This window comes from Brachybacterium alimentarium (assembly GCF_002332425.1).
Lineage (GTDB): Bacteria > Actinomycetota > Actinomycetes > Actinomycetales > Dermabacteraceae > Brachybacterium > Brachybacterium alimentarium.
On sequence record NZ_NRGS01000017.1, the window covers coordinates 24,012 to 46,518 of the forward strand.

Here is a 22,507-nt window from a genome sequence, read left to right on the forward strand (position 1 = left end):
AGGATATGCCCTACTCGACTATTGCCGTCTACCAGTGGGGACGCAGCGATGACACCGTTCTTCTCATGGCCCAGACCCTCACCGACGCTCCCCCGTCACTCCGCTCCTCCCTCCTGCCCGGACTCGCACTCAGCATCGGGGTCGCCGTCGTCGCACAGGTGATCGCCCCGTTCATCCCCGGGGTGAGCGCACTGATCATCGCGATCGTCGTGGGCGTGACCCTCGCCAACACCGTCTCCGTGCCCCAGTCCTTCGCGCCGGGCACGGACTTCGCGGCGAAGAAGCTGCTGCGGGCGGGGATCGTGCTGCTGGGCCTCCAGCTCGTGCTCGGCGACATCCTGGCGCTCGGGGCACCCATGCTGCTGGTGGTGGTCTGCGTCGTCGGAGGCGGCATCTTCGGCACCATCGCGCTCGGGAAGCTGCTCAAGGTGGACCCGCGCCTCAGCGTGCTGATCGCCTGCGGCTTCTCGATCTGCGGCGCGGCCGCGGTGGCAGCAGCCGCCGGGGTCACCGACCCTGAGGACGAGCACGAGGAGAACACGATCACCGCGGTGGCTCTCGTGGTCATCTTCGGCACCCTCATGATCGCCGCACTGCCCGCGGCCGCCCTGCTGCTGGGCCTGTCGGACCACGACGCCGGACTATGGGCCGGCGCGTCGATCCACGAGATCGCCCAGGTGGTCGCCGCCGGTGGCGTGCTCGGCGGCGGCGCGCTGACCGTCGCGGTGATCGTGAAGCTCGCCCGCATCCTCATGCTCGCACCGGTGATGGCGGTGCTCGGTGCCCGGGAGCGTTCGCGCGGTGCGGCCGACGCGAAACGCCCGCCCCTGGTCCCGCTGTTCGTGATCGGCTTCCTCGCCCTGGTGCTGGTGCGCTCCGTCGTGCCGCTGCCCGAGCTGATGCTCGATGCCGGCTCGATCCTGCAGACCACCCTGCTCTCCGCGGCGATGTTCGCGCTCGGCACCGGGGTGAAGGTGCGCAAGCTGCTCCATGTCGGGGCCCGCCCCTTCGTCCTGGCGGCGCTCGCCACACTCCTCGTGGCGGCCATCGCAGTGGGAGGCGTGCTGCTGATCGCCTGACTTTCCGCCGCATCTGCGGGCCTACACTGACTGTCATGACGCAGATACGGGTGCGGGATGCAGGAATGTTCCTCGGGGTCAGCGACGACACCGTCCGTCGCTGGATCGAGAAAGGGACACTGGAGGCCGCGGCGGACGCCCGCGGCAGAACGGTCATCGAGGGGACCGAAGTGGCACGAATGGCCCGCGAGCTGGCGGTGACTCCAGAGCTCGCGGGTGGGGCGAGGTCCTCGGCACGCAATCGCTTCGTGGGCATCGTGACGAACGTCGTGATGGACACGGTCATGGCCCAGGTCCAGCTGCAGTGCGGACCGTTCCGCGTCGTCTCGCTCATGAGCAGCGAAGCGGCCCGCGAGCTCGGTCTGGAGCCGGGGAAGATCGCCAGCGCCGTCATCAAGGCGACCCACGTGGTCATCGAGGCGGAACCCGCCGCTGCACCGACCGGCCCGAGCACCCCGAGCACTCCGGAGGGCGCAGCATGAGGGCGCCCCGTCATCGCGCCCGTCCTGGTCATCTCGTCCGTCCCGCTGCGGCGGCGCTGCTCGGCCTCCTCGTCACGGTCGGCGCCTCCGGCTGCGGCACCGGTGACGTGGACGCCGCCGAATCCTCGACACTGGTGGTCTACGCGGCCGCCTCGCTCCAAGAACCCTTCGAGGAGCTCGGCGAGCAGTTCGAGGCCGCCCATGAGGACGTCGAGGTGGAGTTCGACTTCGCCGGTTCCTCCACCCTTGTCGAGCAGATCCAGCAGGGCGCACCGGCCGATGTCTTCGCCTCGGCCGACGAGCCGAACATGGACACGCTCGTCGACGCCGATCTCCAGGCGGCAGATCCGGTCCCCTTCGCCACCAACACCCTGATGATCGCCGTGCCCACAGGGAACCCGGCCGACGTCACCGACCTCGCCTCGCTCACGCACGATGGCGTCAACCTCGTCGTCTGCGCGAAGGCGGTGCCGTGCGGTGCGGCGACCGGACGGGTCGAGGAGTCCGCCGGGGTCGAGTTCGCGCCGGTCAGCGAGGAGCAGTCGGTGACCGATGTGCTGAACAAGGTCACCACCGGAGAGGCCGACGCGGGCCTCGTCTACGTCACCGATGTGAAGAAGGCCGGCGACGAGGTCGAGGGGATCGACTTCCCCGAGTCAGACAGTGCGGTGAACACCTACCCGATCACCGCGATCAGCGACTCCGCACAGCAGGAACTCGGCCAGGAGTTCGTCGACCTGGTCACGAGCGAGAGCGGCCAGCGCGTCCTCGACGGATACGGCTTCGGTCGGCCATGAGGGCCCTCCCCCGCTGGGTGCTGATCCCCGGCCTGCTCGGCGCGCTGTTCGTGCTGCTGCCGCTGGTCGCGATGGCCGCGCGCGTGGAGTGGACCGAGTTCGGACGGCTGATCACGAGCGAATCCTCGCTGGCAGCGCTGCGGCTGAGCCTGCAGACCTCCTTGACCAGCGCCGCGGTCTGCGTGGTGCTCGGCGTGCCGCTGGCCCTGCTGCTCGCCCGCTCGAGCTTCCCGGGGCTGTCGATCCTGCGCTCCCTGGTGCTCATCCCGCTGGTGCTGCCTCCCGTCGTGGGCGGCATCGCCCTGCTCTACACCTTCGGGCGGCAGGGCCTGGTGGGCCGGCACCTAGAGGTCCTGGGAGTGCAGATCGCGTTCTCCACCACCGCCGTGGTGCTCGCCCAGACCTTCGTGGCGCTCCCGTTCCTGGTGATCAGCCTCGAAGGTGCGCTGCGCACGGCCGGCACCCGGTACGAAGCGGCGGCGGCCTCCCTCGGGGCGCGCCCCACCCGGGTGCTCACGCACGTCACCCTGCCCCTCGTGCTGCCCGCGCTCGTCTCCGGCACGGTGCTGTGCTTCGCCCGGGCGCTCGGCGAGTTCGGGGCCACCATCACCTTCGCGGGCAGCCTCCAGGGCAGCACCCGCACTCTGCCGCTGGAGATCTACCTCCAGCGCGAGAGCGACCCGCAGGCCGCGGTCGCGCTGTCCTTCCTGCTCATGATCGTCGCGATCCTCATCATCGCGCTCGCCCGGCGGAGGGTGCCGGCATGAGCCTCTCGCTGCAGGCCGTGGTCCCCGAGCGCGGGATCGAGGTCGAGCTCGAGGTCGCCACCGGCGAGACCCTCGCCCTCGTCGGCCCCAACGGCGCCGGGAAGTCCACGATCCTGTCCCTGATCGCCGGTTCGCTGCGCCCCGCCGACGGGCGGATTGTCCTCGGCGACCGTGTGCTCACCGCCACCGCCACCCGCACCTGGGTGCCTCCGCACGCGCGGGGCGTCACGACCCTCGCGCAGGACGCCGTGCTGTTCCCGCACCTCACCGTGCTCGGCAACATCATGTTCGGCCTGCGCTCCCAGGGGAGGTCCCGCGCCGCCGCCCGCAGCGAGGCGATGCGGTGGCTGCGGGAGGTGGGCCTCTCCGAGCTCGCCGGTCGCCGACCCGCCCAGCTCTCCGGCGGGCAGGCGCAACGGATCGCGATCGCCCGCGCCCTCGCGTCGGACCCTCGCCTGCTGCTGCTGGATGAGCCGATGGCGGCGCTGGACATCGACGTGGCGCCCGCGCTGCGCGAGCTGCTGCGGCGCTTCCTCGGCGAGCGCACCGCAGTGGTGGCCAGCCATGACGTGCTGGATGCGGTGACCCTCGCCGATCGTCTCGCGGTGCTCGAGAACGGGGCGATCGTGGAGCAGGGGCCGACGCTCGACGTGCTCGCCCGCCCCCGCAGCCCTTTCGCCGCACGCTTCGCCGGGCTGAACCTGCTGCGGGGCACCTGGGACGGCGAGGACGCCGTCCTGCCGAGCGGCGAACGCGTCCCGGCCACGTGCGATGGCGCGGTGCCCGAGGGCTGCGAGGTGCATCTCGCGGTGCGCCCGTCGGCCGTCTCGATCCTCACCTCCGAGGCAGAAGGCGCCGTTCCCGGCCCGCGGCTGCGCCGGCAGATCCTCTCGCTCGAACCTCTCGGAGACCTGGTGCGGGTGCGCGCCGACGGGATCGCGGCCGACGTGCCGCCCCAGCAGATCGCCCAGCAGCAGCTGCGTCCGGGACGGACGATCGCGATGGTGGTCACCGAGGACGGCGCCTCCGCATATCCCGTGCGTCCCGTGCGGTGAGGTGCTGACGCGGCGCACAATGGCCCGATGAGCGACTCCTCCTCGGGCAGCGGCCTCACCGTCGTCCTCGCCTTCACCGCCAACCTCCTCATCGCGATCGCCAAGACGATCGTGGCTGTCCTGACAGGCTCCGCCTCGATGCTCGCCGAGGCGGTGCACTCCTGGGCGGACGCCGGCAACGAGGTGTTCCTGCTGATCGGCGAGCGCCGTCAGCAGCGCGTGCCCGATGCGAGCCACCCGATGGGGTACGGACGGGTGGGGTACGTGTGGGCGATGTTCGCCGCGATCGGGCTGTTCGCCGTCGGCGCCGGGGTGTCCGTGTGGCACGGGATCCAGTCCCTGACCGCCGAGGCGGAGGACGGCACCAGCTACACCTGGGCGTATGTGGTGCTGGCGATCGCCTTCGTGCTCGAGGGCATCTCGTTCCTGCAGGCGCTGCGCCAGGCCCGCAGCGGTGCCCGCACCCGCCGCATCGGGGCGCTGCGGCACGTGAGCACCACCTCGGACCCGATGCTCCGCGCGGTCTTCGCCGAGGACGCCTGCGCGCTGATCGGCCTGGTCATCGCGGCATCAGGCCTCGCACTGCACCAGGTGACCGGTGATCCCGTCTGGGATGCGATCGGCTCGATCCTGGTCGGCCTGCTGCTGGGCGTGGTGGCCCTGATCCTCATCTCCCGCAATGCCGCGTTCCTCTCGGGTGAGGGCGGGTCGCCGCGGACGCGCAACCACCTGCTCCGCGTGCTCAGCGAGCATCCCGACATCGAACGGGTCACCTTCCTGCACACCGAATGGGTCGGCGCGGACCGGCTGTTCGTGGTGGCCTCGGTGGACCTGGTCGGAGACCTCGGCGAATCGGCGCTCCAGGAGCGGGTCCAGGCGGTCGAGGACCTCCTGGAGGAGGAGCCGGGAGTGACACGGGCGCTGCTCACCCTCGCCCGTCCGGACAGCACCGAGCAGCTGGTCCCCGATGCATGACCTGCGTTCGCTGCAGCGGGAGCTCCTGCACCGCCACGGGCCCCAGGGCTGGTGGTGGCCCGGCGAGGAGCCCTTCGAGATCGCGGTCGGGGCCGTGCTGGTCCAGCGCAGCCGATGGGAGCAGGCGGCGATCTCGATCCGGAACCTCACCTCGGCGGGTCTGCTCGCACCCGGCCCGCTCGCCGCGGCCGACGAGGAGCACGTGCGCGAGCTGGTGCGCGGCTCGGGCTTCCCCACCGCCAAGCCGCGACGGGTGCAGGCCCTCGCCCGCTGGGTCGCGGAACGCGCCGAGCACGCCCGCGCCCTGGGCGACGCGGCGTTGCGGTCGGAGCTGCTGTCCGTGGAGGGGATCGGCGCGGAGACCGCCGACGTGATCAGCCTGTACTGCTTCGGCCGGCCCGCATTCATCTGCGACGAGTACGCCCGACGGGTGCTTCGCGCGCGCGGCGCTCAGGTCCCCGGCTCCTATCCCGCGTTCCGACGGGCCGTCGCCCCGGCCCTCGAGCGGGGCGCGTTCAGCGTCGCCGAGCTGGCGGAGCTGCACGGGCTGCTGGTCGAGGAGGGGAAGCTGGCATCGCGAGCCGCGGCGAGGGCGCGACCGGGCCCCTCATGACCCGCTGGAGGACAGGAACGCGCGCACGGCGTGGTCGAAAGCGCCCGGGTTCTCAAGGTTCGGATAGTGGGCGGCTCCAGGGACCTCGACGAAGCGGCCGTCGGGGACCGCACCCGCCAGCCGCCTGGCGTTGCGGCGGTGATCCTCGCCGTCCAGGGCGCCGCACACTGCGAGCACCGGGGTCTCCACGGTGGGCAGCCGTTCCCAGGTCCTGCCGACGGGCGTGGGCGGATGCGGCGGGAGCGGGGTGCCGTCCTCCGCGAGACGGAGATGGTTCATGACGGTGTCCCGGGCCATGGTCCCGATCAGCTCCACCACGTCGGGGGCGACCTGATCCAGGGTGCGACGGGGCCCGGCGGTGAAGCGCTGGAGCACGTCGATCCAGGCCTGCAGGTCTCCGCCCTGCTCGGCGGCCCGCCAGTCCGCGAAGGCCTGCACCGCCCAGGGGTCGGAGAACTGCGGCTCGCTGGTGCCGGTGCCGCTGACCACGATCCCGGCGACCCGGTCCGGATGCTCGAGAGCGAGGTCGCAGGCGGTCCCTCCGCCCATGGAGATGCCGATCGCGACGACCTGCTCGATCCCGAGCGCGTCCAGGAAGGCGCACACGTCATCCACCAGGCGGTACGGCCCTTCGGCGTCCGAGGAGCCGCCGTGCCCGCGGGCATCGGGAACCAGGATGCGTCGGCCGGGGAAGGCTTCGAGCTGAGGGTGCCACATGCGCTTGTCCACCGCGCCGCCGTGAAGAAGCACCAGCGGTGGCGCGCTCGAGGACCGCTCCCCCGCATCGACATAGGCGATGCGCTGATCGGTCAGGTCGAGATGATGCTCCACACGATGATGCTCCATAGGACTCATGACACCCAGGTTGTCATATCTCACGCACGTAGACAACCGGGTTGTCATAATGGCGGGATGAGCACTCCCCTGCCGCCCGACGACCTGGCCGATCGACTCGCGGAGGTCTATGTGGCGCTGGGTCCCGTCTACCGCCGCGTCGCCCGGATCGTCGAGCACGACGAGCACAGCAGCGGACTGGCCGTCGGCGTGCGCAACGTGCTGGACCAGCTGCGCCGCACCGGCGAGCGCACCGTGCCCCAGCTCGCGCGCGCTCAGGATCTCAGCAGGCAGTTCGTCCAGCGCATGGTCCATGAGGCACGGGATCGCGGCTTCGTGGAGCTAGTGGACAACCCCGCCCACCGGCGTTCGTCCCTGGTGAGGATCACCTCCACCGGACTGCTCGCCATCGAGGCGGTCACCGAGCGCGAGCACGAGCTGATGGGACGCGTCGGAGGGGATCTCACCGGCGCCGAGCTCGACGCGACGCTTCGGGTGCTCCACCACATGGAGGCGGCGCTGATCGAGATCGAGACGGCGCGCGGAGCGCGCTGAGCGGTCGATGAGAAGATGTGACCTGTGACGACGACACTGCGCGCCCGGGCCGAGAAGGTCGATGCCGCCACTCCTGAGTCCCGCAACCGGGTGGTCGACTTCCTGCGCGCCGCCGCGATCACCGTGGTGGTGCTCGGGCACTGGACGATCGTCGCGGTGGATGCCGGTGGCGGGATCTCCCCGCACGGCGTTCTCGACACCGCCCGCTGGACCCATCCCCTGACCTGGGTCTTCCAGGTGATGCCGATCTTCTTCCTGGTGGGCGGATACTCCAACGCCCTGTCCTGGCGCTCGGCCCGGCGCAAGCAGATCGGATACGCCCAGTGGCTGCGCGCCCGACTGCGCCGGCTCGGCATCCCGCTGCTGCCGCTGCTGGTGACCTGGCTGCTGATCAGCGTGATCGCCCTGGCGGCCGGCGCTCCGACCGCGGCGCTGCAGCTCGCCACCCAGATGGCGCTCGTGCCCACCTGGTTCCTCGCCGCCTACCTGCTCGTGATCGTGGTGGCCCCGCCGCTGCTCGTGCTGTGGGAGCGCTTCGGCTGGTGGTCGCTCATCGGCGGGATCGTGCTGGCCGGACTGGTGGATGCCGTGAGCATCTCCCTGGACCGGCCGCTGCTGGGCTACCCCAACTACGTGCTGGTGTGGGCGACCTTCCACCAGGTCGGTTTCGCCTGGCTCGACGGCCGTCTCTCCGGGGCGGGGCGCCGTCTCGCCCTCGTCGCGATCGGTGCCGTGGGGCTCGCCCTGCTCGTGGGCCTGGGGCCGTACCCCGTCTCCATGATCACGTCGGGGGCGGACGAGATCAGCAACTCCAGCCCCACCCGCGTGACCATGGCGTTCCTGGGCATGCTCCAGGCGGGTCTGGTGCTCCTGCTGGAACGGCCGCTCACGGCCTGGCTGGCCCGACCCTGGCCGTGGTTCGTCACGGTGCTCGTGAACCAGCGGATCATGACCTGGTTCCTGTGGCATCTCACCGCTCTGGTGGGGCTCGCGCATCTGCTGCTCGCGCTCGGCGGCCCCGGGCTGGGGCCGACGCCGCTCAGCGGCCTGTGGTGGGCGACCAGGCCGCTGTGGGCGCTGGTGCTGCTGGGCGTCACTGCCCTGCTGGTGCTGCTGTTCGGCCGCTTCGAGGATCCGCGGACGGACGACCGCCACGCGCCGCCGCTGTGGCAGCCGCTCCTCGCCGCCGTGCTGGTGTGCTCCGGTCTCGCGGTGATGGCCGACGCCGGCATGGTCGGACCCGACGGGCTCCACTGGATCTGGCCGGTGCTGCCGCTGGTCGGCATGCTGGCAGGGGGCGTGGTGGGCCTGAGAAGATCGACGACATGATGCGTCCCCTGCTGCGATCCCGTCTCCCTCTCGTCGCCGCGCCGATGGCCGGCGGGCCCTCGACCGTCGCGCTCGCCCGGGCGGTCTCGAGCGCCGGCGCCTTCCCGTTCCTCGCGGGCGGGAACACGACGGCCGACGCGCTGGGTGCGGAGATCGATGAGGCGCGCCGGCTCGACGCGGACTTCGGGGTGAACCTCTTCGCCCTGCCGCCGCGCCCGATCGACGAGGCGGCGTTCACGGCCTACGCCGCAGAGCTCGCGGAGGAGGCGGCAGCCCTCGGCGTCACCCTGGAGCCGGCGCCCCGCACCGATGACGACTCCTTCGACGAGAAGCTGGAGCTGCTCACCCGCAGCCCCGTTCCCGTCGTCTCCTTCACCTTCGCGCTGCCCCTCCCCGAGCACGTCGCCGCCCTGCAGGCGGTGCGCTCGACCGTGCTCGCGAGCGTCACGACGCCCCAGGAAGCCCGCGCCGCCGCCGAGATCGGCGTCGACGGTCTCGTGGTCCAAGGGCCGGATGCGGGCGGTCACAGCGCCACTCACGACCCCTCCCGCACCCCTGCACCGATCTCGACGCCCGAGCTGGTGCGCCAGGTGGTCACCGCGGTGGACCTGCCGGTGATCGGCGCCGGCGGGTTGGACGGGCCGGTCGCGGTGCACCGGATCCTCGCCGCGGGCGCCCAGGGCGTGGCCGTCGGCACCCTGCTGCTGCGCACCGACGAGGCCGGCACCTCCCCGACGCACCGGGCGGCGCTCGCGGACGCCTCGTTCACCTCGACATCGTTGACCCGCGCCTTCACCGGCAGGCCCGCCCGCTCTCTGCACAACGCGTTCCTCGAGCGCCACGACGCGTCCGCACCGACCGGCTATCCCGCGATCCATCACCTCACGCGGGAGCTGCGCCGGGCGGCGGGCAGGGCCGGGGACGCCGACCGTCTGCACCTGTGGGCCGGGACCGGCTGGCGGCACGCGCCGGAGGGCTCCGCGGCCGACGTGATCAGGTGGCTCGCCAAGGGCGTCTGACGCGCTGCGCCTCAGGGTCCTGCAGCACCTGGGTGCCGATGACGCCCAGCAGCTCGAGCTTCTCGGCGGCGTCCGTGCCCTCGAGCGGGAAGAAGGCGTGCATCGACACGTCCTCGTCGGGCGTGAGCAGCACCTCGCAGCGCAGCTCGATCGCGCCCACCTCGGGATGCAGGAACACCTTCAGATCGCTCTGCCGCTGCGTGACGTCGTGCAGCGCCCACAGCCGGGAGAACTCGGCGCTGCGCTCCTGCAGTGCGTGGACCAGCGCGGAGACCTCCGCGTCTCCGCCGCGGCGGGCGGACGCGGCACGCAGGTCGCTCACGTGGGCAGCGGAGATGCGCTCCCAGTGCTCCGACGGCATCGGTCGGGCCGACGGCTCGGTGAACCAGCGCCAGAGGATGTTCCGCGCCTGGGAGCTCGTCCCCAGCAGTCCCCCGACCAGCGCCTGGCCGAGCGGGTTGGTCCAGAGCACCTCGCCCAGATCCGTCAGGACGACCACCGGCAGATCCGTCAGCCGATTGCCCAGGGCGATCAGACCCGGCCGCACGTGATGGCCCGCCCGACGCGGCGGCGGCGCGTGACCGCTGAGCCGCAGCAGATGATCGCGCTGCTCCCGGTCGCAGTGCAGCGCCTGCGCGATGGCGGCCACCACGCTCGCCGAGGGCGCAGAGCCCCGTGCCTGCTCGAGACGGGTGTAGTGGTCGACGGAGACCCCGGCGAGCATCGCGACCTCCTCGCGGCGCAGACCGGGGGTGCGGCGACGGGGACCCGCGGGCAGCCCCGCATCGACCGGACGCAGCTGCTCGCGTCGGCGGCGCAGGAAGTCGGCAAGTCCCCGGCGATCGATCATCGCCCCATCCTGCTCCGTCCGCGGGGCACTATCCAGGGACGGCCGCTCCCCGGATGCACCGGGCCTCGTGCCGAGCGCCAGGGACCTCCAGGCTGTCGGACATGACCACCACAGGAAACACCACTTCAGCCACTCCAGCCGCTCCAGCAGCTCCAGAGTCGTTCGGCACCACCACCCGTCGCCTCGGCGCGACGGGGCCCTCCGTCTCCTCGCCGGGGCTCGGCGCCATGAGCCTGTCCGGCGTCTACGGACCGACCGACGACGCCGAGAGCCTGCGCGTGCTTCACGCGTACCTCGACGCGGGCGGCACCCTCCTCGACACCGCCGACTTCTACGGGGCCGGCCACAACGAGATGCTCATCGGCCGCGCGCTGCGGGAGCGCTCGCGGGAGGACGCCGTGCTCTCCGTGAAGTTCGGGGCGACGATCGCGCCGAGCGGCATGCCGGTCGGCTTCGACGGGCGTCCCGAGCACGTGGCCACGTCGCTGGCGTACTCGCTGCGCCGGCTCGACGTCGACCATGTCGATGTCTACCGGCCCGCCCGCCTCGATCCCGAGGTCCCGATCGAGGAGACCGTCGGGGCGATCCAGGAGCAGGTCGACGCCGGGTACGTCCGTCATATCGGCCTCAGCGAGGTCGGAGCGGACACGATCCGGCGTGCCGCCGCCGTCGCCCCGATCAGCGATCTGCAGATCGAGTACTCGCTGCTGACCCGTGAGATCGAGACCAACGGGATCCTGGACGCCTGCCGCGAGCTCGGCATCTCGGTGACGGCCTACGGCGTCCTCGCCAAGGGGCTGGTGGCCGGACGCAGCGGCGGATCCCGGGACATGTTCCCGCGGTTCCAGGGCGAGAACCTCGCGCGCAACCGGGCGCTGCTCGAGCAGATCCAGGGGATCGCCGCCGCGAAGGGCGCCTCCATGGCACAGCTCGCGATCGCCTGGGTCGCGGCCCGCGGTGAGGACATCGTGCCCCTCGTCGGGGCCCGGCGCCTCGACCAGGTCACCTCGATGCTCGGCAGCACCGCGGTGCGGCTGGACGAGGACGACCTCGCGATGATCGACGCGGCCCTTCCCGTCGGAGCGGCCCAGGGCGATCGCTATCCCACCGCGTTCATGGACCAGCTCGACAGCGAGCGCTGAGGCGCCACCGACGCCGCAGCGACAGCAGAAGGGCCCCACCTCACGGCGGGGCCCTTCTGACGAGTCACTGTCTCACGGTTTCTCGAGTGGAGCTAAGGGGATTCGAACCCCTGACCTCTTCCATGCCATGGAAGCGCGCTACCAACTGCGCCATAGCCCCGTATCGGGTGTCCCCCTCATCGGGCGACTGCTCAAGATTACCCCGATCTGCGGTTCAGATGAAATCCGGAGCCAGGTTGTGTGACACCAACCTCATCCTCTGACCAGTGGTGTCGGAGACGAGCGGCTCGAGCACCGAACGATGGCAGTTCTCCAGGCCGGCGATGCCGCGGAACCCGTCCGGGTCCAGGCCCAGCAGCGCCGTGATGCCCAGCGTGATGGCTGCGCCATGAGCGACGACCATCACCGTGCGGCCGGTGTTCTCGGCGGCCAGGCGGCGGCACGCCTCAGCGACGCGAGCGGCCACCTCGGGGCGGTCCTCGAGATCCAGGCCCGCGACCGGGCGGTGGGCGCGCCAGTCGGCGTGCTCCTCCGGCCAATGGCGTCGGATCTCCTCACCGCGCAGGCCTTCCCACTGCCCGAAGCTGCGTTCCAGGAAGGCCTCATCCGTGGTCACGTCGAGCTCACAGGCCTGCCCCACGATGCGTGCCGTGTCCCGGGCGCGCTCGAGCGGCGAGGAGACGATGAGGTCCGGAGGATTCTCGGCGATGGCGGCGGCGAGCACCGCGGCCTGCCGAGCCCCGGTCTCGTTCAGCGGGATGTCGACCTGTCCCTGCAGGCGACCCTCACGGTTGAACTCCGTCTGCCCATGGCGCACGAGCACCAGGCGGGTGCGCACGGCGCCCCCGGTGGAATGCGAGGACTTCACTCCGAGCGGTCCGTATCGATCTGCAGGTCGATGACGGGCGCATCGCGCCACAGCCGCTCGAGCGCATAGAAGGCGCGGTCCTCGGCATGCTGGACGTGCACGACGATGTCGCCGTAGTCCAACAGCACCCAGCGGGCGTCCCGTTCGCCCTCGCGGCGCAGCGGCTTGCGACGTCGTTCCTTCTGCAGGGCCTCCTCGATGCCGCCGACGACCGCGGCGACCTGGCGCTCGGTGTCCCCGCTGCACACCAGGAACACGTCGGTGATCACGACCTGCTCGGAGACGTCGAGAGCGATGACCTCCTCGGCGAGCTTGTCGGCGGCGGCTTGGCCGGCCACACGGGCGAGGTCGAGGGATTCTTCGGGAGCGCTCACGCGGCTGCCACCTCCAGGGCGTCATGGATGTCGAGAAGTTCGGGGGTCGAAGCACCCAGGGCGGATGCCTCGGTGGGGCCGAGGACCCCGGTCAGGAGAAGGGCGACCAGCACGATGAGCGCGATTGCGATGAGGGCCCACACCGCCCACACCAGAGGTCGGCTGGCGGAGGTCTCCGGGCGGTGCAGGACCTTGCCGTCGAAGCGGGGTGCCGGGCGCGGGGACGGCGCCTCGGTCACGGGCACCTCTCCGAGCTCGACCCCGTCGTGGTCGCGATCGATGACGGCGGACTCGGCGTGGCCCGAGGAGCCCTCGGGCGTCGCTGCGCCGGTGAGCGCCTCGACACCGCTGCCGTCCGTCCCGGCGGAGGCCGACGTCGTCGCGTCGTCGTCGGCGGCGGGATCGGAGTCGTGCTCCATGGCGTCGGCCGACTGCGGTTCGTCTGGGACCGGGCCCAGGACTGCGGTCGCCTCGGGATCGTCGCTGAGCTCGATGATGCGGGCGCGTCGCCCGAACTTGCGCAGGGTCGGCACAGGGCTGTCCGGTCCCGGAGGCGCGACGGCACCGCGCACGCCGGGCACCGGCGCCTGCTCCCCGGTGATCGCAGCAGCAGTGCGGGACTCCAGGGCAGCGCTCTCCTCGGGGCTCAGCGCGCGGGCGCGGCGGCCGCGCCGCGGAGTGGTGTCGGGCTCAGTCATCGCCGTCACCTCCTGTGTAGAGGGCGTACTTGTTGATGTATTGGACGACGCCGTCGGGCACGAGGTACCACACGGGTCCTCCGGCCGCGACGCGGGTGCGGCAGTCGGTCGAGCTGATCGCCATCGCCGGGACCTCGATCAGGCTCACGCCGTCGGCCGGAAGGCCCGAGGTGTCCAGCTCGTGGCCGGGGCGCGTGACCCCCACGAAGTGCGCGAGGGAGAAGATCTCCGCCGAGTCCTTCCAGGTGAGGATCGACTGCAGCGCGTCCGCCCCGGTGATGAAGAAGAGGTCCGCCTCCGGCTGCTGGCGGTGCAGGTCCCGGAGCGTGTCGATCGTGTACGTGGAGCCGGGGCGGTCGATGTCGACCCGCGAGACCGTGAACACGGGGTTCGCGGCCGTCGCCACCACCGTCATGAGGTAGCGGTGCTCCGGATCGGAGATGTACCGCTCAGCCTTCTGCCAGGGGCGTCCGGTCGGGACGAAGACGACCTCGTCCAAGCCGAACACGCTCTGGACCTCGCTGGCAGCGACGAGGTGGCCGTGATGGATGGGATCGAAGGTCCCGCCCATCACCCCGATCCGACGTCGCTGCTGCTCCACGAGGATCAGTGACCGCCGCGCTCGTCGTGCTCGTCGCGCTTGCGGCGGCGCTGGTTGGTGCCGCCGGTGAGGTAGGTGAAGCCGAGCAGGATCATCATGGTCACGAAGACGCCGATCCCGACCATCGGTGGGGTGACGCCGCCGGACGCGTGTTCGCCTGCTTCGGCGAGGATCATCAGCTGGTCGATCATGTTCTTGGGGGCCTTTCCACGAGTGACCGGCCCATCATCCCACAGGCCCGCCCGCGGTCATGCTCCCACGCGGGTGATGCGAGCGCGGTCACGGCCGGACATGGCCCTGGCCGACCACGAGCCACTTCCCCGTGGTCATCTCCACCAGGCCCATCGGACCGCGGGCGTGCAGCTTCTGGGTCGAGATGCCGATCTCCGCCCCGAAGCCGAACTCGCTCCCGTCGGAGAACCGCGTCGATGCGTTGGCCATGACGACGGCGGAGTCGACCTCCGCGAGGAATCGCTGCTGGGAGAGCAGATCACGGGTGAGGATCGACTCGGTGTGCCCGGTGGAGTGCGCCCGGACGTGGGCGAGCGCGTCGTCCAGGTCGGAGACCACCTTCACCGCGAGCTCGAGGCCCAGGTACTCGGTGTCCCAGTCCTCCTCGGTCGCCGGCACGATCTCGGCCGATGTCCCGGCCGCCGTCAGGATCCCGGCGGACTCCTCGTCCACGTGGAAGCGCACGCCGGCCTCCGCGAGCGGCGCGGCCAGGCGAGGGAGGGCCTCGGAGGCGACGTCGCGGTGCACGAGGAGGGTCTCCAGCGCATTGCAGACCCCGACGCGCTGGGTCTTGGCGTTGACGACGATCGCCTCGGCCTGGTCGAGGTCCGCACTCGCGTCGACCAGGATGTGGGTCTTCCCGGTGCCGGTCTCGATGACGGGGACCAGGGAGTTCTCCACGACCCTCCTGATCAGGCCGGCCCCGCCGCGCGGGATCAGCACGTCGATCAGGCCGCGGGCCCGCATCAGGGCGTCCACGCCGTCACGACCGTGCTCGTCGATCCCGACGATGAGGTCCTCGGGCAGGTCGTGCTCGGCGAGCACCGAGCGCAGCACCGCGATCAGCGCGGTGTTGGAGTGCAGGGCCGCGGAGCCGCCGCGCAGCACCACAGCGTTGCCGGACTTCAGCGCGAGGCCGGCGGCATCGACCGTGACGTTGGGGCGGGCCTCGTAGACCATGCCGATCACGCCGAGGGGCACCCGCACCTGGCGCAGCTCCAGGCCGTTGCGCAGCACGGAGCCGCGCATCACCTCACCGACCGGGTCGGGCAGCGCGGCGGCGTCGCGCAGCTGCTGGGCGATCGCGTCGACGCGCTGGGGGTCCAGGGCCAGGCGGTCGCGCAGACCGGCGGCCATTCCGGCGGCGTCGGCCGCCTCGAGGTCGCGGGCGTTCGCGGAGACGATCTCCTCGGCCCGCGCGACCAGGGCGTCGGCCATGGCCAGCAGGACGGCATCCTTCGTGTCGCGGTGCAGGCGCGCAAGGCTCGGCTGGGCCTCCCGAGCGGCCCGGGCGGCGTCGTGGACAGCATGAACGGTCATGACCGGATCCTAGGCGGCCGACCGGGCCGAGGGCAGGTCCGTCTCAGAGCACGACCAGCTGGTCACGGTGCACCGCGGGCCTGCGGAACCGCTCCCCCAGCACCTCGCGCAGCTCGTCCGTCCCCCGGCCCGTCATGGCCCGCAGCTCATCGCTGCTGAATCCGGTGAGTCCGCGCGCGACGATCTCGCCGTCGGGGGCGGCGAGATCCACCGGCACCCCGTCGGGGAAGGTGCCGCGCACCTCCGCGATGCCGACGGCGAGCAGGGACCGGCGACGGCTGCGCACGGCCTCGGCGGCGCCCTCGTCGAGCACCAGCGTGCCCGCGCCGCGGGTCGCGAAGCGCAGCCACACCAGTCGCGAGCGACGGCGACCATGGTGGCCGGGGAAGAACGTGCCGACGTCCGCGCCGTCGGCGGCGGCGGCGAACTGCGCGGCCGACGTCATCAGCACGGCGGTCCCGGTGGTCGAGGCGAGCTGGGCGGCCGAGAGCTTGGTGACCATGCCGCCGGTGCCGACCTTCGACCCGACGCTGCCGATGCTCACGCCGCTCAGGCGGGCGGCGTCCTCGACGTGGTCGATGCGCCGTGCGCCGGGCTCGCGGGGCGGGGCCGTGTACAGGGCATCGACGTCGGTGAGCAGGAACAGCGCATCCGCGCCGAGCAGTTGGGCGACGAGCGCGGCCAGGCGATCGTTGTCCCCGAAGCGGATCTCGTGGGTCGCGGTGGTGTCGTTCTCGTTGACCACCGGGAGGGTGCCCAGCTCGAGCAGGGACTCCAGGGCGCTGCGCACGTTGCGATAGGTCTGCGGCCGGATCACGTCCGACTCGGTGAGCAGCACCTGCCCGGTGATCCGTCCGTGGTCCGCGAAGGCGGTGGACCAGGCGGTGGCCAGCAGGGCCTGGCCGACGCTCGCGGCCGCCTGCTGCAGCGGCACCTCCGTCGGCCTCCGCTCCAGGCCCAGCGGGCCGAGCGCCGCCGCGATCGCGCCCGAGGAGACGATCACGACCTCCGTGCCACGGCTCGCGAGATGCGCGGCCGTGGTCGCGATCGCATGGACGTGCGACTGGTCGAGGCGACCGTTCTCGTCGGTGAGGCTCGAGGACCCGATCTTCACCACGATCCGCTCGGCGGCGCCCAGCTCCTCACGGGACGCGATCCGGGCCGGCTGGCGCAGCCCGGCCCCGTTCCCGGCGTTCGACGGGGCCACGCTCAGCGAGCCTCGTCGTCCGATGCGGGGTCGGCCCAGTGACCGGAGCGGCGCTCGGCGTCCATCGCCGCGATGCGGTTCATGCGAGCCTCCGTGCGGGCCCGCTGATCCGCACGCTTCTCGTCGCGGGTGGGGCGATGGGTGTCCTCGAGGCGCTTGTCCGTCCCGCGGCGGCCCAGCAGCAGCTCGGCGCCGCCCACCATCGTCGGCTCCCAGTCGAAGACGACCGCGTCGTCCCCGGGGCCGATCAGCACCGTCGATCCGGGGACGGCGCCGGCCTTGTACAGCTGGTCCTCGACGCCGAGCTTCGCGAGCCGGTCCGCGAGGTAGCCCACCGCCTCGTCGTTGGTGAAGTCGGTCTGGCGCACCCAGCGCTCGGGCTTGTCGCCCTGCACGCGGAAGGCGGTGCCGCCGTCGTACTGCTCCGTGACGACGCGGAAGCCCTTGTCGTCGACCGCCTTGGGGGTGAGCACTATGGGAGCGGGCTCGGGCTCGGGCAGCGCGGCGCGTGCCTGGTCGACCAGCTCGCCGAGCACGAAGGACAGCTCGCGCAGGCCCTTGTGGGAGATCGCCGAGACGTCGAGCACCGGCACGTCGCGGTCGGCGAGGCGCTCGCGCACCATGTCCGCCATCTCGGTGCCGTCGGGCAGGTCGGTCTTGTTCAGGACGATGACCGTGGGGCGCTCCATGAGGGGCACCCGGGTCTCGGCCTCCTCGTCGAGGCTGTCGGCGTAGATCGCCAGCTCGTTCTCGATCGTCTCGAGATCGCTCAGCGGGTCACGATCGGATTCGAGGGCCGCCGCGTCCAGGACATGGACCAGCACGTGGCAGCGCTCGATGTGGCGCAGGAACTCCAGTCCCAGTCCCTTGCCCTGGCTCGCGCCGGGGATCAGCCCCGGCACGTCCGCGACGGTGTAACGGAACTGGTCGGCCTCGACGACGCCGAGATTGGGCACGAGGGTGGTGAAGGGGTAGTCCGCGATCTTCGGACGCGCGGCACTCATCGCTGCGATGAGGGAGGACTTCCCGGCACTGGGGAAGCCCACCAGGGCGACGTCGGCCACGGTCTTCAGCTCGAGCACGAGATCGCGCTCCTGCCCCTCCTCGCCGAGCAGGGCGAAGCCGGGCGCCTTGCGCTGCGTGGAGGCCAGCGCCGCATTGCCGAGGCCGCCCGAGCCGCCGCGGGCGGCGACGAAACGGGTCCCGATGCCGATCATGTCCACGAGCACGGTGCCGTCCTCGTCCAGGACGACCGTGCCGTCGGGGACGGGCAGCACGAGGTCCTCGCCGCGGGCTCCGTGGCGCATGTCGCCCTTGCCGAAGCCGCCGCCGGTGGCCCGCTGATGGGGCCGGTGGTGGTACGCGAGGAGCGTGGTGGTGGAGGAGTTGACCTCGAGGATCACGTCACCGCCGCGGCCGCCGTTGGCGCCATCGGGGCCCGCGAGGGGTTTGAACTTCTCGCGACGGATGGAGGCGGCGCCGTGGCCGCCCGATCCGCCGGCGACCTGCAGCACGACACGATCGACGAACGTGGCCATGGGGATTCCTCCAAGAGCTCGAGAATTGCGTCGAGGGGCGGAGCGTTCTGCTCCGCCCCTCGAAGGCAGCTGGTGCCCCGTGATACGGGGCGGGTGGATCAGACCGTCTCGACGACGCTGACCACGCGACGGTCGCGCTTGCGGCCGAACTCGACGGTGCCCGCGGTCAGCGCGAACAGCGTGTCGTCGTTTCCGCGACCCACTCCGTCACCGGGGTGGATGCTGGTCCCGCGCTGACGCACGAGGATCTCGCCCGCGCCGACGACCTGGCCGCCGAAGCGCTTGACGCCGAGACGCTGAGCGTTGGAGTCACGCCCGTTCTTGGAGGAGCTGACGCCCTTCTTTGATGCCATCTGGAATCAATCCTTCTCTGTGTTCGAAGGGATCGCTCAGGCGATGCCCGTGATCTTCAGCCGGGTGAGCTCCTGGCGGTGGCCCTGGCGCTTCTTGTACCCGGTCTTGTTCTTGTAGCGGAGGATTCGGATCTTCTCACCGCGAAGGTCTTCGACCTTCTCGGCGGTGACCTTCACCTTGGCCAGCTCGGTCTGGGCGGAGGTGACCTTGTCACCGTCAACCAGCAGCACGGGAGCGAGATCGACGCTGTCGCCCGCCTCGCCTGCCACGCGGTTGATCACGATGGTGTCACCGACCGACACCTTCTCCTGACGACCGCCTGCGCGGACGATTGCGTACACCACGTCACTGCTCCATCTTGTGATTCGGATCTGCACTTGAGTCATGCGCCTTGCTCGGCAGGACCGCGGACCTGCGACCGTCAACCTGACCCTCATGCCCCGGACGGGGCTTCAGGCGGGAGATGCGGTCGCGCGATACCTACCGGGAAACACGACTGCGGCACGTTTTGCGCCAGGGAACAGCTTACGATCCCCAGCACTCCAGGTCAACCACCAGACGTGCTGCGACCTGCGAGAACGCGGTCACACCCTGTGGAACACGTCACGGCTCGGTCGAGCTGCCCTGATCTGTCGCCTGCTGCTGGTCCGCAGTGCTGCCCGCAGGTGCGCTCTGCGCGACGCCCGCGGTGCCTCCGCTGGCGTCGGCCCCACCGGTCTCGCCCGCACCACCAGCAGCGTCAGCGCTCGCGGCGCTGGTCGAGGCGGCGGCGATCGAGGCGATCGTCGCGCGGGCTGCGGCGCGGCTGTCGGCATCGTCCTCGAGGCGGTGCACGTCGCGCGAGTCCTCACCCGAGGAATCCTCCGAGGAGGAGTCCTCCTTGGCGGAGCCTCCGCGCGAGCGACGGTTGCGACGCTTCGAGGACTTCGAGGAGTCGTCCCCGCCGCCGTTGCCGCCGTTCCCATTGCCGCCATTGCCGCCGTTGCTGTGATCGTGACCGAGGTCGCCGTCGATGTCGACGACGAGGCCGCGCCCGTTGCAGTGCTCGCAGTTCGCGGAGAACGTCTCGACGAGACCCTGGCCCACCCGCTTGCGGGTCATCTGGACCAGTCCCAGCGACGTCACCTCGGCGACCTGGTGCTTGGTGCGGTCACGTCCCAGGCACTCGACCAGGCGACGCAGCACGAGGTCACGATTGGCCTCGAGCACCATGTCGATGAAATCGATGACGATGATGCCGCCGATGTCGCGCAGCCGCAGCTGGCGCACGATCTCCTCCGCGGCCTCGAGGTTGTTCTTGGTGACGGTCTCCTCGAGGGAGCCGCCGGAGCCGGTGAACTTGCCGGTGTTCACGTCCACCACAGTCATCGCTTCGGTCCGGTCGATGACCAGGGAGCCGCCGGAGGGCAGGTAGACCTTGCGGTCCATCGCCTTCAGCAGCTGCTCGTCGATGCGGTGCTTGGCGAACACGTCCTTGTCCGAGACGTGCTTGGTCACGCGCTCCAGCAGATCGGGCGCGACGTCGGAGACGTACTCGTGGACGTCGTCGTAGACCTTGCTGCCCTCGACGATCAGGGAGGTGAAGTCCTCGTTGAAGACGTCGCGCACCACCTTGATGGCGATGTCCGGCTCCTGCGAGAGCGCCACCGGTGCGGACTTGCTCTTCTGCGCCTTCTGGATCTTGTCCCACTGGGTGCGCAGACGCTCGACGTCGTGGGTCAGCTCCTGCTCGCTGGCGCCCTCGGCGGCGGTGCGCACGATGACGCCCGCGTCCTCGGGGATGATCTGGCGCATGATCTTCTTCAGCCGCGTGCGCTCGGTGTCGGGCAGCTTGCGGGAGATGCCGGTCATGGAGCCGCCGGGCACGAAGACGACGTAGCGGCCGGGCAGGGAGATCTGGCTGGTGAGCCGGGCGCCCTTGTGGCCGATCGGGTCCTTGGTGACCTGGACCAGCACCGGGTCGCCGCTCTTCAGCGCGAGCTCGATGCGGCGCGGCTGTCCCTCGAGTCCCACCGCGTCCCAGTTGACCTCGCCGGCGTACAGCACGGCGTTGCGGCCCTTGCCGATGTCGACGAAGGCGGCCTCCATCGACGGCAGCACGTTCTGGACCTTGCCCATGTAGACATTGCCGACCATCGAGGTCTGCGACTTCTGTGCGACATAGTGCTCGACCAGCACGTCGTCCTCGAGGACGGCGATCTGGGTGCGGCCGGGACGCTCGCGCACCACCATGGAGCGCTTGACGGACTCCCGGCGGGCGAGGAATTCCGCCTCGGTGATGACATTGCGCTTGCGGCCGTTGTCGCGACCCTCGCGGCGGCGCTGACGCTTGGCCTCCAGGCGGGTCGAGCCCTTGACAGCCTTGACCTCGTCCCGCGCCTCGCGGACCTTCACGACCGTGTTCGGCGGATCGTCCGTGGTGGAGGAGGACTCGTCGTGCCCGTTGCCGTTCCCGCCGCCCGAGCGGCGGCGACGACGGCGCCGGCGGGAGCTCGAGGAGCTCGAGGAGCCGTGGTCGGATCCCTCGCCGTGATCGCTCGAATCCGAGTCGCCAGTGCCACCGGTGTCGTCGGACTCGGCGCTGCCCGCGGAATGCCCACCGCGGCGGCTCCTGCCGTCGGCCCCTTCGGAGTCGCGGGAGTCGCGGGAATCGTGAGAACCGGAGTCCTGCTCGTCGTCGGACTCGTCCTCCTCCGCGCTGCTGTCGTCGTCCTCTCCGCGGCCGCGACCGCGTCGGCCCCGGCCCCCGCGGCGGCGACGACGGCGCGAGCTGCCCGCGGTCTCGTGGTCCTCGTCGGACTCCTCCTCGGAGGAGTCCTCGGTGCTGGTGTCCTCCTCGACGGTGTCGTCGGAACCGGTGCCGCGGCGCGAGGAGCGGCGCGTGCGGCCCCGGCGCGAGCGGGAGCGGCCGGAGGTGCCGGTCTCGTCCTGCTCGGAGCTGTCCGAGCGTCCCGATCCGTCCGCGTCGGTGTCGTCGTCCTGCGAGGAATCCTCGTCCGCGTCGGCGACGTGCTGCGTCTCCCCGCCCACGGGGGCGTCCCCGGCGCCGACGGTGGTGCGCGGCTGCGGGGTCGGGGCCTGGAACAGCAGCGAGGCGAAGTCCATCTGGACCTGCTCACGGCGGCGGGCGCGGTCGTCGACCTCGGGGTCCTTCGCGGTCCCGGAATCGTCGGCGGCGCCGCGCGACGTGGCCAGCGCCCGCAGATCGTCGACGACGGGGTGGTCCTCAGACTCCTCCGTCGATTCGGCGTCGGTGCTGAGCTCGTCGGTCTCGGCTGCGGGCTCGGTGGCCTCGGGCTCGGTGGGCTCGGTGGGCTCCGGCGCGGCGGCCCGGCGCTGAGTGCGGGTGCGGCGCGTGCGCTTCGGCTCGGTGCGCTCGGGCTGGGCCTCGGTGTCGGGCTGGGCCTCAGGAGCCTCGGGGGCGGCGTTCTCCGGCTCAGCGGTCGTGCTCTCCGGCTCAGCGATCGCGCTGTCCGGCTCAGCGGCCGGGATCACCGGTGCACCCGCGGGAGCGCCGGCTCGACGCCGGGGGCGCTTCGTCGGAGCCGACGGGGCGGGTTCGGCGGGGGCGTCGCTCTGCTGCGCGACGATCGTCCGGGGTGCTGCGGACTGCTCGGGAGCCTCCAGGGGCTCCGGGGTCACCGGGGCCGGAGCCCCTGCCGGCGCACCGGCGCGGCGGCGGCGCCGCGTGGTGGGCGTGGGATCCGACGAGTCGTTCTCGGGATTACGGGTGCTGTCAGCCATGCGGCCGTCTCCTTCTGAAGGAACCAGCGCACCCTGGTTCCGGATGGTCATCGTCCCTGAGGACGGAAGTCTCAA

The 22,507-nt window shown here is 71.4% G+C and carries 24 protein-coding genes and 1 tRNA gene; 11 read left to right on the plus strand and 14 right to left on the minus strand.

Annotation, left to right across the window (positions count from 1 at the left end; translation table 11 throughout):
* Positions 1 to 5: 5 nt before the first annotated feature.
* Genes CIK71_RS10270 through CIK71_RS10300 form a run of 7 tightly spaced genes read left to right on the plus strand, consistent with a single transcriptional unit; the run spans position 6 to position 5,768 of the window.
* Complete coding sequence (locus CIK71_RS10270; RefSeq protein ID WP_096165511.1) at positions 6 to 1,079, plus strand: YeiH family protein; 1,074 nt, start codon at positions 6 to 8, stop codon at positions 1,077 to 1,079.
* Between the two features lie 35 nt (positions 1,080 to 1,114).
* Positions 1,115 to 1,561: a TOBE domain-containing protein gene (locus CIK71_RS10275; protein WP_096165512.1), complete on the plus strand. Its 447-nt coding sequence runs from the start codon at positions 1,115 to 1,117 to the stop codon at positions 1,559 to 1,561.
* Positions 1,558 to 2,358: a molybdate ABC transporter substrate-binding protein gene (gene modA / locus CIK71_RS10280; RefSeq protein WP_096165514.1), complete on the plus strand. Its 801-nt coding sequence runs from the start codon at positions 1,558 to 1,560 to the stop codon at positions 2,356 to 2,358. The genes CIK71_RS10275 and modA overlap by 4 nt, the downstream gene beginning before the upstream one ends.
* Positions 2,355 to 3,125 (plus strand): ABC transporter permease, encoded by a 771-nt coding sequence (locus tag CIK71_RS10285; RefSeq protein WP_096165515.1) that lies wholly within the window; start codon positions 2,355 to 2,357, stop codon positions 3,123 to 3,125. The genes modA and CIK71_RS10285 overlap by 4 nt, the downstream gene beginning before the upstream one ends.
* The gene (locus CIK71_RS10290) at positions 3,122 to 4,180 is read left to right on the plus strand and encodes a sulfate/molybdate ABC transporter ATP-binding protein (RefSeq protein WP_096165517.1); all 1,059 of its coding nucleotides are present in this window, start codon (positions 3,122 to 3,124) and stop codon (positions 4,178 to 4,180) included. Before CIK71_RS10285 ends, CIK71_RS10290 begins: the two co-directional genes overlap by 4 nt.
* Before the next feature lie 27 nt (positions 4,181 to 4,207).
* Positions 4,208 to 5,155 (plus strand): cation diffusion facilitator family transporter, encoded by a 948-nt coding sequence (locus CIK71_RS10295; protein WP_096165520.1) that lies wholly within the window; start codon positions 4,208 to 4,210, stop codon positions 5,153 to 5,155.
* Positions 5,148 to 5,768 (plus strand): endonuclease III domain-containing protein, encoded by a 621-nt coding sequence (locus tag CIK71_RS10300; RefSeq protein ID WP_096165522.1) that lies wholly within the window; start codon positions 5,148 to 5,150, stop codon positions 5,766 to 5,768. The genes CIK71_RS10295 and CIK71_RS10300 overlap by 8 nt, the downstream gene beginning before the upstream one ends.
* Here the strand turns inward: CIK71_RS10300 and CIK71_RS10305 are convergent.
* Entirely contained in the window at positions 5,763 to 6,599 is an 837-nt protein-coding gene (locus CIK71_RS10305; RefSeq protein WP_199586349.1) for an alpha/beta fold hydrolase, read from the minus strand. The two genes, CIK71_RS10300 and CIK71_RS10305, sit on opposite strands and share 6 nt — an antisense overlap.
* An 81-nt stretch (positions 6,600 to 6,680) precedes the next feature.
* Between CIK71_RS10305 and CIK71_RS10310 the strand changes: the two genes are divergently transcribed.
* Genes CIK71_RS10310 through CIK71_RS10320 form a run of 3 tightly spaced genes read left to right on the plus strand, consistent with a single transcriptional unit; the run spans position 6,681 to position 9,505 of the window.
* Positions 6,681 to 7,157 carry a MarR family winged helix-turn-helix transcriptional regulator gene (locus CIK71_RS10310; RefSeq protein WP_096165527.1) on the plus strand — a complete coding sequence of 159 codons (477 nt, stop codon included), beginning with the start codon at positions 6,681 to 6,683 and terminating at the stop codon, positions 7,155 to 7,157.
* A gap of 24 nt (positions 7,158 to 7,181) precedes the next feature.
* The gene (locus CIK71_RS10315) at positions 7,182 to 8,486 is read left to right on the plus strand and encodes an acyltransferase family protein (RefSeq protein WP_096165529.1); all 1,305 of its coding nucleotides are present in this window, start codon (positions 7,182 to 7,184) and stop codon (positions 8,484 to 8,486) included.
* Entirely contained in the window at positions 8,483 to 9,505 is a 1,023-nt protein-coding gene (locus tag CIK71_RS10320; protein WP_096165530.1) for an NAD(P)H-dependent flavin oxidoreductase, read from the plus strand. The genes CIK71_RS10315 and CIK71_RS10320 overlap by 4 nt, the downstream gene beginning before the upstream one ends.
* Here the strand turns inward: CIK71_RS10320 and CIK71_RS10325 are convergent.
* Positions 9,480 to 10,355, minus strand: a complete 876-nt coding sequence (locus CIK71_RS10325) for a helix-turn-helix transcriptional regulator (RefSeq protein WP_176485610.1) — start codon at positions 10,353 to 10,355, stop codon at positions 9,480 to 9,482. The genes CIK71_RS10320 and CIK71_RS10325 overlap by 26 nt on opposite strands.
* A gap of 101 nt (positions 10,356 to 10,456) precedes the next feature.
* Between CIK71_RS10325 and CIK71_RS10330 the strand changes: the two genes are divergently transcribed.
* Positions 10,457 to 11,497, plus strand: a complete 1,041-nt coding sequence (locus CIK71_RS10330; protein WP_096165532.1) for an aldo/keto reductase — start codon at positions 10,457 to 10,459, stop codon at positions 11,495 to 11,497.
* Positions 11,498 to 11,584: 87 nt separating this feature from the next.
* On the opposite strand, the gene CIK71_RS10335 is transcribed toward CIK71_RS10330, so the two are convergent.
* From CIK71_RS10335 to CIK71_RS10390, 12 genes are all read right to left on the minus strand, one after another.
* Positions 11,585 to 11,657, minus strand: a tRNA-Ala gene (locus CIK71_RS10335).
* A 54-nt stretch (positions 11,658 to 11,711) separates the two neighbouring features.
* Entirely contained in the window at positions 11,712 to 12,365 is a 654-nt protein-coding gene (locus tag CIK71_RS10340) for a histidine phosphatase family protein (protein WP_096165534.1), read from the minus strand.
* Positions 12,362 to 12,739 carry a ribosome silencing factor gene (rsfS, locus tag CIK71_RS10345; protein WP_096165536.1) on the minus strand — a complete coding sequence of 126 codons (378 nt, stop codon included), beginning with the start codon at positions 12,737 to 12,739 and terminating at the stop codon, positions 12,362 to 12,364. The genes CIK71_RS10340 and rsfS overlap by 4 nt, the downstream gene beginning before the upstream one ends.
* Positions 12,736 to 13,437 carry a hypothetical protein gene (locus tag CIK71_RS10350; RefSeq protein WP_096165538.1) on the minus strand — a complete coding sequence of 234 codons (702 nt, stop codon included), beginning with the start codon at positions 13,435 to 13,437 and terminating at the stop codon, positions 12,736 to 12,738. Before CIK71_RS10350 ends, rsfS begins: the two co-directional genes overlap by 4 nt.
* Positions 13,430 to 14,038 carry a nicotinate-nucleotide adenylyltransferase gene (gene nadD / locus CIK71_RS10355; RefSeq protein ID WP_096165540.1) on the minus strand — a complete coding sequence of 203 codons (609 nt, stop codon included), beginning with the start codon at positions 14,036 to 14,038 and terminating at the stop codon, positions 13,430 to 13,432. The genes CIK71_RS10350 and nadD overlap by 8 nt, the downstream gene beginning before the upstream one ends.
* 5 nt (positions 14,039 to 14,043) lie before the next feature.
* Positions 14,044 to 14,229 (minus strand): hypothetical protein, encoded by a 186-nt coding sequence (locus CIK71_RS10360; protein WP_096165542.1) that lies wholly within the window; start codon positions 14,227 to 14,229, stop codon positions 14,044 to 14,046.
* A gap of 88 nt (positions 14,230 to 14,317) precedes the next feature.
* Positions 14,318 to 15,589 (minus strand): glutamate-5-semialdehyde dehydrogenase, encoded by a 1,272-nt coding sequence (locus CIK71_RS10365; RefSeq protein ID WP_096165543.1) that lies wholly within the window; start codon positions 15,587 to 15,589, stop codon positions 14,318 to 14,320.
* Positions 15,590 to 15,632: 43 nt separating this feature from the next.
* Positions 15,633 to 16,796: a glutamate 5-kinase gene (proB, locus tag CIK71_RS10370; RefSeq protein ID WP_096165545.1), complete on the minus strand. Its 1,164-nt coding sequence runs from the start codon at positions 16,794 to 16,796 to the stop codon at positions 15,633 to 15,635.
* Between the two features lie 2 nt (positions 16,797 to 16,798).
* Positions 16,799 to 18,334 carry a GTPase ObgE gene (gene obgE / locus CIK71_RS10375; RefSeq protein WP_096165547.1) on the minus strand — a complete coding sequence of 512 codons (1,536 nt, stop codon included), beginning with the start codon at positions 18,332 to 18,334 and terminating at the stop codon, positions 16,799 to 16,801.
* A 98-nt stretch (positions 18,335 to 18,432) separates the two neighbouring features.
* The gene (rpmA, locus tag CIK71_RS10380; RefSeq protein ID WP_096165549.1) at positions 18,433 to 18,687 is read right to left on the minus strand and encodes a 50S ribosomal protein L27; all 255 of its coding nucleotides are present in this window, start codon (positions 18,685 to 18,687) and stop codon (positions 18,433 to 18,435) included.
* Positions 18,688 to 18,723: 36 nt separating this feature from the next.
* The gene (gene rplU / locus CIK71_RS10385; RefSeq protein ID WP_096165551.1) at positions 18,724 to 19,032 is read right to left on the minus strand and encodes a 50S ribosomal protein L21; all 309 of its coding nucleotides are present in this window, start codon (positions 19,030 to 19,032) and stop codon (positions 18,724 to 18,726) included.
* A gap of 259 nt (positions 19,033 to 19,291) precedes the next feature.
* Positions 19,292 to 22,432: an Rne/Rng family ribonuclease gene (locus tag CIK71_RS10390; protein ID WP_096165553.1), complete on the minus strand. Its 3,141-nt coding sequence runs from the start codon at positions 22,430 to 22,432 to the stop codon at positions 19,292 to 19,294.
* Positions 22,433 to 22,507: the final 75 nt, after the last annotated feature.

Coding starts and splice junctions, on each gene's coding strand:
- CIK71_RS10270 (WP_096165511.1), top strand. CDS start 6: ATGCCCTACTCGACTATTGCCGTCTACCAGTGGGGACGCAGCGATGAC.
- CIK71_RS10275 (WP_096165512.1), top strand. CDS start 1,115: ATGACGCAGATACGGGTGCGGGATGCAGGAATGTTCCTCGGGGTCAGC.
- modA (WP_096165514.1), top strand. CDS start 1,558: ATGAGGGCGCCCCGTCATCGCGCCCGTCCTGGTCATCTCGTCCGTCCC.
- CIK71_RS10285 (WP_096165515.1), top strand. CDS start 2,355: ATGAGGGCCCTCCCCCGCTGGGTGCTGATCCCCGGCCTGCTCGGCGCG.
- CIK71_RS10290 (WP_096165517.1), top strand. CDS start 3,122: ATGAGCCTCTCGCTGCAGGCCGTGGTCCCCGAGCGCGGGATCGAGGTC.
- CIK71_RS10295 (WP_096165520.1), top strand. CDS start 4,208: ATGAGCGACTCCTCCTCGGGCAGCGGCCTCACCGTCGTCCTCGCCTTC.
- CIK71_RS10300 (WP_096165522.1), top strand. CDS start 5,148: ATGCATGACCTGCGTTCGCTGCAGCGGGAGCTCCTGCACCGCCACGGG.
- CIK71_RS10310 (WP_096165527.1), top strand. CDS start 6,681: ATGAGCACTCCCCTGCCGCCCGACGACCTGGCCGATCGACTCGCGGAG.
- CIK71_RS10320 (WP_096165530.1), top strand. CDS start 8,483: ATGATGCGTCCCCTGCTGCGATCCCGTCTCCCTCTCGTCGCCGCGCCG.
- CIK71_RS10325 (WP_176485610.1), bottom strand. CDS start 10,355: ATGATCGATCGCCGGGGACTTGCCGACTTCCTGCGCCGCCGACGCGAG.
- CIK71_RS10330 (WP_096165532.1), top strand. CDS start 10,457: ATGACCACCACAGGAAACACCACTTCAGCCACTCCAGCCGCTCCAGCA.
- CIK71_RS10350 (WP_096165538.1), bottom strand. CDS start 13,437: ATGACTGAGCCCGACACCACTCCGCGGCGCGGCCGCCGCGCCCGCGCG.
- CIK71_RS10360 (WP_096165542.1), bottom strand. CDS start 14,229: ATGATCGACCAGCTGATGATCCTCGCCGAAGCAGGCGAACACGCGTCC.
- CIK71_RS10365 (WP_096165543.1), bottom strand. CDS start 15,589: ATGACCGTTCATGCTGTCCACGACGCCGCCCGGGCCGCTCGGGAGGCC.
- obgE (WP_096165547.1), bottom strand. CDS start 18,334: ATGGCCACGTTCGTCGATCGTGTCGTGCTGCAGGTCGCCGGCGGATCG.
- rpmA (WP_096165549.1), bottom strand. CDS start 18,687: ATGGCATCAAAGAAGGGCGTCAGCTCCTCCAAGAACGGGCGTGACTCC.
- CIK71_RS10390 (WP_096165553.1), bottom strand. CDS start 22,432: ATGGCTGACAGCACCCGTAATCCCGAGAACGACTCGTCGGATCCCACG.